The 13686-nt window shown below is 43.2% G+C and carries 8 protein-coding genes; 2 read left to right on the top strand and 6 right to left on the bottom strand.

Going from position 1 to position 13686, the window contains the following annotated elements; all coding sequences use genetic code 11:
* Positions 1-97: 97 nt before the first annotated feature.
* On the top strand, positions 98-2452 hold the full coding sequence (locus tag Q4567_RS19025; protein ID WP_303501683.1) for a TonB-dependent receptor: 2355 nt from the start codon (positions 98-100) through the stop codon (positions 2450-2452).
* A 102-nt stretch (positions 2453-2554) separates the two neighbouring features.
* Here Q4567_RS19025 and Q4567_RS19020 read toward each other — a convergent pair whose 3' ends face one another.
* The 5 genes from Q4567_RS19020 to dauA all read right to left on the bottom strand — a co-directional run bounded on the left by Q4567_RS19020 (position 2555) and on the right by dauA (position 8680).
* Positions 2555-3037, bottom strand: coding sequence for a DUF2165 family protein (locus tag Q4567_RS19020; RefSeq protein WP_216047705.1), 483 nt, complete (start codon positions 3035-3037; stop codon positions 2555-2557).
* A 210-nt stretch (positions 3038-3247) separates the two neighbouring features.
* Positions 3248-4900, bottom strand: a complete 1653-nt coding sequence (locus Q4567_RS19015; RefSeq protein ID WP_303501681.1) for a sensor domain-containing diguanylate cyclase — start codon at positions 4898-4900, stop codon at positions 3248-3250.
* Positions 4897-5343, bottom strand: a complete 447-nt coding sequence (locus Q4567_RS19010; RefSeq protein WP_216047703.1) for a hypothetical protein — start codon at positions 5341-5343, stop codon at positions 4897-4899. Before Q4567_RS19010 ends, Q4567_RS19015 begins: the two co-directional genes overlap by 4 nt.
* Positions 5340-6632, bottom strand: a complete 1293-nt coding sequence (locus Q4567_RS19005; RefSeq protein WP_303501677.1) for a hypothetical protein — start codon at positions 6630-6632, stop codon at positions 5340-5342. The genes Q4567_RS19010 and Q4567_RS19005 overlap by 4 nt, the downstream gene beginning before the upstream one ends.
* A 356-nt stretch (positions 6633-6988) precedes the next feature.
* The gene (gene dauA, locus Q4567_RS19000; RefSeq protein WP_303501675.1) at positions 6989-8680 is read right to left on the bottom strand and encodes a C4-dicarboxylic acid transporter DauA; all 1692 of its coding nucleotides are present in this window, start codon (positions 8678-8680) and stop codon (positions 6989-6991) included.
* 1051 nt (positions 8681-9731) lie between these two features.
* Here dauA and Q4567_RS18995 point away from each other — a divergent pair.
* A complete protein-coding gene (locus tag Q4567_RS18995; RefSeq protein WP_216047700.1) occupies positions 9732-11249 on the top strand; it encodes a DUF3360 family protein in 1518 nt (505 codons plus the stop codon).
* Between the two features lie 55 nt (positions 11250-11304).
* Here the strand turns inward: Q4567_RS18995 and Q4567_RS18990 are convergent, their stop codons facing one another.
* On the bottom strand, positions 11305-13620 hold the full coding sequence (locus tag Q4567_RS18990; protein ID WP_303501671.1) for an FdhF/YdeP family oxidoreductase: 2316 nt from the start codon (positions 13618-13620) through the stop codon (positions 11305-11307).
* Positions 13621-13686: the final 66 nt, after the last annotated feature.

Raw genomic sequence — 13686 nt, 5'->3', positions numbered from 1 at the left:
AGACATACCATTATAGCCTTTTTTAATGCAAGTGATATAATTAGCCGTCTTCTAATTGGATGACCAACTTAAGATAAACGTCAATCTTGGAAACCTTATGACAACGCACAAAGCAACAAACACTCACTTTCGCAAAAAAGCAATTACCCTAGCAGTGGCCAGTACCTTTATTGCCACTTCAGGATCAGCACTACTCTCATCTCATGCCTATGCACAAACAACAAATGCACAAGCAGATGCTTTGGAAGTCATTACCGTCACGGCTCGTAAAAAAGTCGAATCAATACAAGATATCCCAGGGGTTGTTAATGTACTTGATGGCAAACAACTTAGAGCTAATGGTACAGCTGATGCCCAAGCGTTAGCCCTAAATACTCCAGGACTAATATACAGTGAAACCTACGCTGGGGCGTCATCTCCTAGAATCACCATTCGTGGTGTAGGTGATGATGACTTTAATCCAAACGGCTCATCATCTGCCGCTATTCATGTAAATGGTGTTTACCAAGGTACCAATGGCTTGTTAAACGGTCAGTACTTCGATATTGATAGAGTAGAAGTATTAAAAGGCCCACAGGGTACCCTATACGGACGTAACGCGACCGCTGGTGCAGTGAACATTTTAACTAATCGTCCCGATGTTGATTTTGGTGGCTACGTTGATTTAGATGTTGGTAATTACGGCCTATTTCGCGGTGAAGGCGCTGTGGATATTCCTATTTCTGAAGACTTCCTAGTTCGTATCGCTGGTCTGTATGAATCATCTGACGGTTTTTATGAGCACTTAGGTACGGGCCCAGGAACTGGATATACCTACGCAGAAGGCACAATTGCGCCGCAAGAAAGTGTAGCGGCTCAAGGCGACTGGGGCGGGGCCGACCGTATTTCAGCTCGTGTAACTGCTGAATGGACGGTTTCAGACAGCACATTGGTGACAGCTAAAGTCACTATGGGAGAAGATAACTCTGAATTAGCTATCCCGGATGTCACCGCGGATAACTGGGCGGAGTATGCAAGCACATCAGCGTTCTTTTTAAACCCACAAGATCCTGCACTTATTGAATTTGCCAATGCCTTAGACAACGACCCTTTCACTGTCTATTCCAATATGCTACCTAAATTAGATTCAGATCAGTTTGGCGCAAACCTGCAAATTGAACACGAGTTTTCAACGGATATGACGGGAACTGTTTTAATTGGCTATGAGTCACTTGACCGTGATTACACAACCTCTGACAACCTACCATTTGCAGTTGCTGATTATTTATTCAGAAATGAATTTTCACAATTTACGATTGAAGCTCGACTAGCTGGGAGCTATTCAGAAAACCTTAACTGGTTGCTTGGCGCTTTCGCCTTGCAAGATGAAGTCGACTTTGGCACTAACTTATTGTTCTTAAACTCTGGATTGTGGCAAACCGACGTGCAGACAGATTATATTCAAGAACGTGATTCTTTTGGCCTGTTTGCCTCATCAGACTGGACCCCAGTAGATTGGTTTACGTTAGAAACGGGCATTCGTTATTCATCAGATGAAGTCACATTCGAAGGACAGACTCAAAACCTAGACCCTTATGGTGTTTACGGTACTGCACCGACATTTTTCCCTGCAGGTGACGTGTATATTGGTGTGCCAATTGATCCACTATCTCCACTGATGTTTGATGAATCTTTGGATGACAGTGAAGTAACTTGGAAAATTAGCAGTATATTTACGCCGGCACAGCAATGGCGACTATATGCAACAATTAGCACTGGTTACAAAGCAGGTGGCTTTGACGGTTCAACCATATTGACACCCGAAGAAGCTCTGCCGATTGATTCTGAAACCTTGATTGCCTATGAGCTAGGTTCGAAGTATCGTTCAACTGACGGCTTGCTCTCTGCAGAAGCCAACCTGTTCTATTATGACTTTTCTGATTACCAGTCTACGGCAACGTTATTCGTAGCAGGAGCCAGTACCAATGTTCGCGCTAATGTATCAGATGCCACAATCAAAGGCGCTGAATTTGCTCTTACTTTATCGCCAATTGATGGATTAGATATTCGTGCAGGTGCAGCGTTTGTTGAATCGGAAATCGATAACTTCCAAGGTGAAGATGCAACTATTGAAGGCAATGACTTACCGTTTTCTCCAGATGTGTCTTGGAATATAGCTGTAGTTTATGCGACAGCCATCGACGATAACTTTACTCTGCGTACACAAATTGACGCAAGCAATACTGGTGAGCACTACCAAACCATCAACAACAATGATCAGGTCGACTCTTACACTGTAACAAATGCGCGCATAGCGTTGGAAACAGAGGATTGGGAAGTGGCATTATGGGTAAGAAACTTGGCGGATGAAGACTACAATGTTGGCTTCTTTCCGACCACAGGATTATCTCCAGATACCTTCTTAAAGGGCGCTCCGCGTACCTTTGGTGTGAACATGTTAATGCATTTCTAAAAAACACCATGGATACCAAAATCAACTGCTGATTTAGGTGCATCATTAACAAGGCGATATGACATTTCATATCGCCTTTTTTATACTCCGCCGAAGCTAACGTTAATCCTTTAAAGCGACAAAAATAGCGATTAAAGAGATCATCCCAGCATAACGAAAAGCCGAGCCTAATACCGGCACCAACATCGACTCTGAACGCCACAATTCAAACCAGCTTTCAGCAATAATAATGAAGCCACCGAACAACATAATGATAGCCACAGCACACCCTGTGAGCGCAATTTGTTTTGCTGCGTTGAACACCGTACTGTTGGCATTATGCGCTCTCCACATGCGAATTGAACCCAGCGTACACATAACGCCAGTAGTCAATTTTGCCCCCAAAATTAACAGTGCGCCAATCCAAATAACCAAGGTATTTGAGGTGGCTTGCCAGCTTTCAGTGCCACCAGTAACAGTTACCATCGAAGTCGCAGCCCCGACAGCGGCCAATGTACCGTCCCAATCTATTAGGTTGTGAAAAGACCCAACAAACCCCCAAAGTGCAACCGTAAGAATCATGATCGATTTTGCTCGTCTGAGCATAAACATCCCTCCCGCAATTTGTTATTACTTTCCCTACGACCATCTGACATTGTTCACTTTTGCATTTACAGGTAACGCCTGCAGATATGCGTAGATCATTTTTAAAGCTTAGCCCAAATTAGGAAAAATCCAAAAATAGCGAGCACAGATTAGATTGAAAGGGATATCGTCAACTTGGAAGGAAATAGCGGCTTAACAAGCGAATACTTTTTAAAGAATTTTGGGGTAGGCCATAGCATAAGTGTTTTTGCCTGTGCGTTTAACTTTATACATACTAGCGTCGGCCATATCGAGCAACGTTACGCGGTCAAGTGAATGTATTGGAGCACAAGCGATACCAATACTTGCTCCCACCTGCACTTTGGTGCCATCTTTTAAAACAATTGGAGCACATACGGAAGCCATGATGCTGTCTGCTACTATCGTTAAAGCGTCATCACTTGGACCTATATCACGCAAGGCAACAACAAATTCGTCACCGCCTAGCCTTCCAACCAAATCAGTTGATCGACGCACCGCGTTTTTCATTCGCAAAGCACATTCAATTAATACTTTATCACCCGCTTCATGACCGTATCGATCATTGATCTGCTTAAAGCCATCAAGGTCGATACACATAACACTCACAGCGGTAGCATTAGTCCGGCATTCTTCCAAAAACCGCTCGATAATAGCATGACTTGAGGCGCGATTATTCAGCCCGGTCAGAGAATCATGATCAGCTTGATAACGCACCGCGGTTTCGACACTCTTACGCTCGGTGATATCATACATAACACCTTCGGTCGTTATTGCCCTTAGGGTATCCGTTACCGAAGGACCAGCATGTACCGATATCAAACAATGTACCCAACGGCGCACATCGCCTTTTTGCACCAATTCAAGATCGCCTGACACCGTTTCACCAGTGCGAATAGATTCTTGCACCATTGCACGAACTTTGTCTGGTTGACCAAAAACCCGCTCAATAAAGTTATCATGTTTGAGCTGCTGCATCCCTGATAATGACATACCGACAACTTTTGACACCGTTGGATTGCTATTGATCAACAAACCATTTTGGTCTAAAACAAAAATCCCCGCACTACTGGAATCGAATATTTGACGATATTGTGATTCCATTAATTCTATTTCGTGGCGTAATTCTCGCTCCCGAGTCAATGCAACTGTATTCGAGTCTAGCAACTCATTAGCACTATTAATCAATATGCCGATCTCATCTCCACGATGCAGCGAAGGAGTCTCTAAACGCTCACTAGTGCCAGGCGACATTATTCGTAATTGCTCAGCCAAGCGTGTAATAGGGCGTGAAACCAAAGCGGCTACAACCGCGTAGATAAGAATAGCCACTAATGCTGTTTGCCCAACCATCATCCAAGCCAAGGTTAATGCTTCTTGTTTCGCAACCTTAGCGATTTGGTCTTGGTGGGCATAAATAAGCAAAAATCCAACGATTTCCTTTTCATCAAAAGGAGAGTATAAGACTTGTTTTACATAGGTATTTCGAGTGGTATCCAGATTATTTAAAGCGCGGGGTTCGGCCTGCGGATTTTGCGCCAATATATCGCCATCGGCAGACTCAACCTGCACCAAAGCAACCAAAGAATTACGGGCTAACCCATTAACCACTTCAGCCAATAACACAGAATCTGATGCAAACGCGCCAATAGCAACGGTTTTTTCAACAGCTTGAGCAAGATCCGTAAGGGTAGCTTGACTGGTCGAAATTCCGCGCTTTTCACCTAAATGATAAGCAAATAAACCTGCTGCAATCGAAAAAATTACAGCGCCCAAAATGATGATTAGCAGAAGGCGAGTTTGTAGACCTGCGAAAACGCCAAATCCGCGTTTAGTATCATTCAAGGAAGCTCCTTAAGGACCAATATTGCTCGCAATGAATCATCTTCTGGCGCTTCGCTTAACCAACCGATTCCACTTGGATTACGCTTGAGTATATCAATCATTGCTTTTTCGTTAGGCAAAGGTTGTGGCGGCATACTCTGACCTGAAAACATCAAACGAGACCAGTAACTGTTAACTTGTGCCATGCTCCACCCTGTTAGCGCTTTATAAAAAGCCGCACTATTAGGATCGTCTCGAGGTAAATCAAAAACCAATGCAAAATCGCCGTTTGAAAAGCCTCGACTGCGTCCCATGAAAAGGTTTACCACCTCTTTTTTTGTCATGTTTTGTTGAGGATTATTAGCGTTCACTACAATATAGAAGTCTGCATGCGCCAGTTTGCCAAACAAAATGAGCAGCATGAACAACGAATAGCGTAATGTTGTTTTAATTAACCCGTTCAAAATACAAAATCCAATAGCACACTGTAGACGTCTGCGTTAGCTGATTCGAATGTACCATTTGTCCACAATCTGGCCCCGTATTCATCGATACTAACCTGATCCCATTGTATTTTTAACGCCATGTCATGACGGAAATCCCAGCGACCGCCCAACGAAAATGTGTGCTGATTAGCGCCAGAACTATTTACCGCAATTGCTGATGCAGAGGCTAAAGCTTGAGCTTGAAATGCACCTGTCTCACCGATAATAGGCGTCAGAGGTGTTGCCCAATCAGGAGTAGAAACGGGTAATTTTGGCGTAGAAATACGGCTATAGCCTGCAAAAAGGGTCACTGCACCAATTCGTCTTCCAAAACCTACATATCCAGCAGTAAGACGAGTAGATGGATGGCCTGTAACCTTCGTCAATTCAAAGGTCCACAACCAATCCAATGAGTCATAATTCATCGCAAAAGAATGATAAATCCCATGGGAATCGCTGCTGTCTAACCTAGATTGAAAACTTTCCACTTGGCTTACAATTTGAGGAATTGGCAGGGCTGTCAATGAGTTGAGCCCGTCGAGTAAAGGCACCAAGGGCGCAGGGTTATCGTCTAGACCCGCATAGGCAAGTCCAAGGCGTAACGTTAATCCATTGGATTCGCGAGACACCGTGAGTCCGTAAATCGGCTTCACTGAAGTCCGGCCGTCAAAGGCCAAGTCTCCACTATGTGAACGCCCAGCATAGGCCTTAAAACGCCAAAAACTATCGTCGAATTGCATATCTTTGTTGATATCAATACCGTCTAGTGAGTGTGGTAAAGAACCATAAAATTCCACTGGCGGGCGTGCAAACGGATAAGCAAAACCAACGTTGCGATAATCTGCCGATAAAAATGCGTCTATATTGACCCGTCCGACTCGCATGGTTAAATCGGCTAAAGGTCGGTACGCCGCAAACGCCCATTCAATGGCATCACTTGCTGGAGCATTACTAGAGCGTCGCTTCAAAACAAATTGACCGACCAACTCAAACTGCGCATTTGGCGCATAGTTAAACTGCAGGCCCAATCGAGAATCAATATCTCCACGAAAGTCACCATCGTTGGCTGGTTGAGAAATATCTCGCCTAAAACCCCAGTCGCCAGGTCCATCGACGTTGGTAACTCCCAAAGTTCCAAAACCACTGATCCGCAGAGCAGAACCCGTTCCTTGATTAGATTGTGCGATTACACTAGTGGTAGACAAACACAACGTAACTAAACATAAAGAACGTAGTACTAAATATTTATAAAATTTAAATCTGAACATCAAAACGCTCTCTCGACAGAAAAACTCTTCAAACCGATGATTATATTTATGAGTGGATTTTTCTGACAAAAGGCAATCAGACAAATGTTAGGTGAATATGGTTTTAACAATGCAAGCATGTATAAAATCTCGTTACTATCCTTTAACTCAACAAACCTATACATTCAGAATAGCACAAGAAAAAATATGGGATAAAAATATTCCAAATAATCATACTAAAGTATGACCTTTTTAATTCGCGCCATGCTTTTGTTTAACTACGCCTTACCTATAGTATTTTTAGAATACCAAGGCTCAAAATGTACTAACATCTTTTGTCCATTTTGAGCCCATTTGAAGGGAATAATAACCTGAGGTTAGGCAGGCATTTTGCGGGCTAATTCAAAACTGTCGTTGAGGGTTCTTGAAAATGCCACCTTGCCGATTTTTTTCCTAATCCCTGCACGTCTAAGTTTTAAAATCATGCGTGGCTGCAAACTATTAATGATTAATCCAATATTTTTTTGCTGTAAATCATTGGCGATGGACTCCATGGCCACAATCGCACTCATATCCAGCAGCGTAACTTCAGACATATCGAGGATCACAACCCGCACATCAGGCCGAACGGAAGCAATGGTTTTCAGTGCTTTATGTGCCGAACCAAAAAACAATGCACCGTTAATATCATATACGACCGTATTGTCGGGCATGTCATAGTCCCCGTGGTCGGCCTCAATCTGAGAAGTTTGCGTAAGACTTATGCTTCTTCTTATGAACAGCATTGCCGCTAATCCAATACCTACGCCCACAGCAATCGTCATATCAAACAATACAGTAAGCAGAAAACACAAAACCAAAACAACTACATCATCTCTAGGAGCAATTTTTAAGGTCCGAATAAAATATTTAGCCTCACTCATATTCCACGCAACCATCAATAACAATGCGGCCATGGATGCCATAGGAATATACGACAACAAAGGAGTTAAAAGTAGGATGCTAAGTAAGATGAACAAGCCATGGACAACTGAAGATAGCGGCAAGCTTCCTCCAGTTTTAACGTTCGCTGCGGTACGGGCAATAGCTGCTGTAGCAGGTAACCCACCAAATAATGGAGCGATAATATTACCAATACCTTGACCGATAAGTTCATCATTTGAATTGTGTTTTTTGCCCGACATTCCGTCGGCAACAACGGCACATAATAAGGATTCAAGTGCACCCAATATAGCGATAGTTATCGCTGATGGGAGCAACAATCTAACCAATTCAAAACTGATCCCGATAGGCGCACCATTCGCTCCAGGTAAATTCCAAGGCCAATCGAAGGACGGTAGAATAGGAGGAATACCGTTTCCTACAATGCCATTGATATCAAACGAGAAGCGACTACCAATAGTGGCAACAGAAAAGTCAGCTACATACAAACTGAGTAACCAAGCGGTAAAACTGGCTATCAGTAAGGCAACCAAGTGCCCTGGAATTTTAGAACGAAACTTTGGCCATACTAACAACACCGTTAAAGTTAAAATGCCAATTAGGGTTTCTTGCCATGCAAGAGTAGGCAATGCCATAAAGATAGTGGTTAACTTATCAAGATAGTGACCGTCGAGAGATTCAATCCTGAGCCCCAAAAAGTCACCAATTTGAAAGGTGGCAATCACCACGCTAATGCCTGAAGTGAAGCCAACGATCACTGGATAGGGCACGATTTCAATGAGTTTTCCAAACTTCCCTACCCCCATCAGAACAAGGATGAAGCCTGCCATAAACCCACTAACCAGCAACCCGCCTAAGCCAAACTGTTGCACTATCGGCAACAAAATAACCACGAAAGCGGCTGTTGGACCAGAAATATTAACTTTAGAGCCACCCGTTAAGGCAATAATGACACCTGCCACTATTGCGGTATACAGACCGTGCTGTGGTGGTACGCCACTGGCGATGGCCAACGCCATAGAAAGGGGAAGAGCAATAACACCAACGGTTAAGCCGGCCAGAACGTTAGCCTGAATCTCATGGTAAGACGGTTTACTTTGTATCGATTTTCTAAGTGCAGATAGCATTTGGGACCTGATTTAAGTTGTGCTCTAACGAGACTCTAGAAAAAGTCGTTAAATTACAGTCATATCACGCATTCACGTAATTAATTTGATACAAAATCAGCGAGCCTGTTGAGGGCAGGACTTTGGTGGCAATAAGTTCGAGAAAATAGATGCCCGATCAACTCAGTAAGGACACATTAAAGGTCACATTGAATTAATTTAGTCTCTTTTAATGCTGGAGGGATATGACTATGACCCAGTTTGAAGAGCACTCGAGCTGAACCATGCTTGTACAGCAATACTCTGTGGAATATTCACCATACAATTTTATGCTCGATTTACCACTACTTTAGTTTTCTGTCCAATTCCTAAAAGCGCTTTTACGCTGATATCAATATCGTACGTTGAACGTGAAACCAACTTTTTCTGCTCATTTGAGCTGTTTAAGTGTTTTTTAGTCTATTTAGTTTTGAACTAAGTAGACTCAGACAACAAACCTGTAGTCTGGCTAAATTATACTCTAAAACCCAATGCTGGAGCAAAAAAAATTGGCTAAAAACCATTAAAAAAAAGTGAAAAATCACATAATTTTTAATCCTCTCAGCTACAACCACCATTTATTAGCAAAAAATGACTCTTGTATTTATGCCTACGAATCAAGGGTATTTTTACAAAAAATTTTAGACATAAAATAAATAAACTGACTGTTATCTATATCTTTTTTGAATAATTGGCGGTGCTCAGCATTGTAAGTCACAAATTCTAAGCAAGCATTAAAGAGTAAACTCTAATCAGTTTTAAAAAGCAGGAAGTTAGTTGATACCCATGTGGTTATTCAATTTAGCGGGCATCTAGACCGAAAAATAGGCTAATCATTTGATTTGTATGTTTAAATTAACTGATATTTTCTAATTTACTACAATTTACATTCACAAATTTCAACGAAAATATGTAAGACCTTAGGCTTATCGTAATTTTTTAAAAGCTGATCTATTCTACGCCCTCAACATTCATTTGCTTTAAATAAAGCTATTTTTTATTTTTTAAGAGCAACTATGTTGCCGGGGAAATCATGAATACCACGCCGCAAGATGAGATTACATCTGGAGCTGAAAAGGTGACGGAGAATCAAGCCGTTTCCGATAGCTATGAAAAACTTCACAAACCGAGCTCTGAATTCGCAACGAGAGACGAATACCTAGAGCACGAACTGCAAATTATGCAGCCAAAACGCTGGCGACCTAATCTACCGTTTAGGGATTACCGTTTTGAATTCGAAGACACCATTCCCGCGATGGCAGCCACAATTGGAAAAGTAGTAATGGTTGCGGCCATTGCAGCTACCTTTGCTGGCGCGCTAGGGTTGGGCGATGAGTTTGTTTTAGAAAATGTGCGCTACGAGTTACTCATAGTGTCCTTTTTCATTATTTTGTTTTCGGGTTTTATTTTGCCTACCGCTAATTTAGCCGGAACCCATGGCCCGTTAATTCCGTTAATCCCCATTGTTGTCGCCACTGGCGGACACCCGATGGCATTTGGACTACTTATTGGTGCCTTTGGATTGATATTGGCATTCAGCAAAGGCGGAAGTCTGCTCGCCCGACTCACGAGTAAAGGAGTATGTGGCGGCCTACTACTTTATTTAGGCTTTATTGGCACGATTTCGCAGGTTAAAAAGCTGTTTGTTTGGGCTGAAGGTATTGATAAAACGCACATTGCTTTTATCGTTATTCTGGCCACAATTTTACTTTACGCGTTCTTAGAGCATTATAAAAAGCGTTGGTTAGCCGTGCCCTTAAGTTGTGTTTTAGGCGGCTTTACAGCCTTTGCTTTAGGTGCACCATTTGAGTTTCACACTGCACCTGGGCTACCGAATATGAACCCAATGTATTGGTGGGGAGAAAACACGGGGTGGATGTTGGGCTTACCGACCGCCGAAAGTTTTATTGTCGTGTTACCTTTTGCAATTCTTGCTGTAGCAATGTGGTCTCCCGACTTTTTGGGGCATCAAGTGTTTCAAAAAATAAGCTACCCAGAGCGTACTGAAAAAGTGCAAATGAATATTGATGACACTATGCTCAGCGCCTCAGCTCGACAAACCTTTGGTTCTATTTTAGGTGGCGCTAACTTCGCTTCGTCTTGGGGTACTTATATCGTCCCAGCCGCCATTGCTAAACGTCCAATACCTGCTGGTGCGATTTTAACCGCGTTATTCTGCGTAATTGCCGGAGTTTGGGGATATCCAATGGATCTCGCCATCTGGCAACCAGTACTGTGTGTAGCATTAATAGTAGGGGTTTTTATTCCGCTTCTAGAAGCTGGCATGGAAATGACACGTGAAGGCAAAACCACACAATCTGCGGCGATAGTGGTATTCGCTTCAACATTGGTGAACCCTGCGTTTGGTTGGTCTCTGACTATGTTGCTTGATAATTTAGGATTAATCGGCTGTAAAGAGAGAAGCTCAGAGTTAACTCACATGAGCCGTTGGATTATTCCGCTTGTCATGTTTGTTATATTAACCAGCGTAATGGCTATGGTTGGCATGTTACCGGGCATTCCAGCATTAATGCCTAGCTTTAGACACTAACTATTTGTAACACGGCAAGCGCAATTAGAGCGCTTGCCGTATTTTACTTTGATGATTAACCAGACGCGTGCAAGCTGATCACAATCGACTTATAGGCTGGTGTGTTACTTTTATCTGCAACACTGCCAATGGGTATCAAATCGTTGGTTTCAGGGTAATAAGCCGCTGCACACCCTCTAGGAATTGCATATTCTACTAGCGCAAAATCAGTCACTTCTCTAACGCTCGCCTTATCATTTGGCCAATGGCTACGAATAGTTACTTTTTGACCGCTGTGCAACCCTAATTCAGCAATGTCCTGTTTATTAATGAACAACACCTTACGCGTACCACGTACGCCACGATAGCGATCATTATTAGTGTATACAGTGGTGTTAAATTGGTCGTGACTGCGAATGGTCATCATCAATAAACCCCCTTCTGGCACCTCAACATTATCAATACTGTGCACCATAAAGTTTGCCTTCCCAGTAGCAGTGAGGAAGACACGAGCATCTCGCACACCATTGGGAAGTACAAATTCACCTAACGCATCAATTCGTTGGTTAAAGTTTTCAAAACCGGGGATCACATTAGCAATATGATCACGAATAAGACGGTAATCATCACGCAAGGCTATCCAGTTAACGCTATCGTTTTTAAGGGTGTAGTGCGCGAGTTGGGCGATAATATCCACTTCGCTTTTCAGCAAATCTGACGCAGGCGGTATTTTACCGTGAGAGGTTTGAATAACGCCCATCGAATTCTCAACGGTGATGGTTTGAACACCGCCCACTTGAGTATCGATTTCTGTGCGCCCTAACGCAGGTAAAATCAGTGCTTGCTTGCCAGTATAAAGATGCGAGCGGTTGAGCTTAGTTGACACCTGCACCGTTAATTCGCATTGACTTAGCCCTTGTTCATTGGCTTGATGATCAGGCATGGCCCTAAAAAAATTTCCACCGAGGGCAAACAGAACTTTAATTTGGCCTTGCTGCATACCATGCACAGTCTCAACTGCATCTACACCGTTGTCTCGTGGAGGGTTAAAGCCAAACTCTTGTTCAAGTGCATCTAGAAATTCAGGATTCGGTTTTTCCCAAATACCCATGGTACGGTCACCCTGCACGTTGCTATGACCTCGCACTGGACACACACCGGCTCCGGGCTTACCTAAGTTGCCTTGTAACATTAAAAAGTTGGTCATTAGCTGAATATTGGCCACCGCATTTTTATGCTGTGTCATACCCATTGCCCAACAACAAATGGTTTTTATCGATCCACAGGCAATATCTGCGGCCTGTTCAATAAGGGCTTGGCTTAAACCACTACCTTGCTGGATGTCTTGCCAGCTCGTTTGCTCGATATCGGCTTTGAACTCATCAAAACCGTGGCAATACTGCTCAATAAAATCGTGATCCAATACCGGCTGATGTTTGTTATCACGCTCAATTAATGCCTTACACAAACCTTTTAATAAGGCTACATCGCCATTTATTTTCACCGGCAAATACAAATCTCGAAGGGCGGTGCCGTTGCCAATAACACCCGAGACTTCTTGTGGGTTTTTAAAGCGTTTTAGACCTGTTTCATCCAGTGGGTTAATGGCTACGATTTTAGCGCCATTACGTTTTGCATCTTGCAGTGTTCCCAGCATTCGCGGGTGGTTTGTACCTGGATTTTGGCCAAACACAAAAATTGCCTCGGCCTGCTCTAAGTCTTCAAGGCTTACTGTACCCTTGCCCACTCCAATGGTTTCACCTAAGCCCACGCCACTTGATTCATGACACATGTTCGAACAATCGGGCAAATTATTAGTACCAAATTTACGCACAAATAGTTGATATAAAAACGCAGCTTCGTTGCCGGTGCGTCCAGAGGTATAAAAGGCAGCTTGATTAGGGTTATCCAATAAATTTAATTGCTTGGCAATTAATTCAAACGCACTGTCCCAAGCAATTGGTTGATAGTGTTCTGCGCCCTCGGGCAACCACATTGGCTCAACTAAGCGCCCTTGATCGTTTAACCATCGGTCGGATTTTTCACATAACTGACGAATACTATGCTTGGCAAAAAACGCCCCATCGGCTCGTTTAGTGGTCGCCTCATCTGCTACCGCTTTTGCACCGTTTTCACAAAACTCAAATGTAGCCCGTTTATTTAATGGATCAGGCCAAGCGCAACCAGGACAATCGAACCCTTCGATTTGATTCAAATCAGACAGCAGCCGCGTACCTTTAAAGGGCCCAGCTTTGGAAGTGACGTTCTTGTATGCAGAAATGACGGCAGGGATGCCTGCGGCCCACTCTTTGGGCGAACTGATTTCAATACGTTGACTATCTGCTGGATCAAATGAAGGCGGTTTTCCATTAGCCGGTGACGCGGTTTTCATGTTGGCTCCTAATATTAAGGTTCGCTGAAATTTATTCGTTATGTCTTTATAATGTCGCACAATTAT

The organism is Aliiglaciecola sp. 2_MG-2023, assembly GCF_030548145.1.
In the GTDB taxonomy this organism is placed as follows: Bacteria; Pseudomonadota; Gammaproteobacteria; order Enterobacterales; family Alteromonadaceae; genus Aliiglaciecola; species Aliiglaciecola lipolytica_A.
This window is presented reverse-complemented; position numbering and strand designations above follow the sequence as displayed.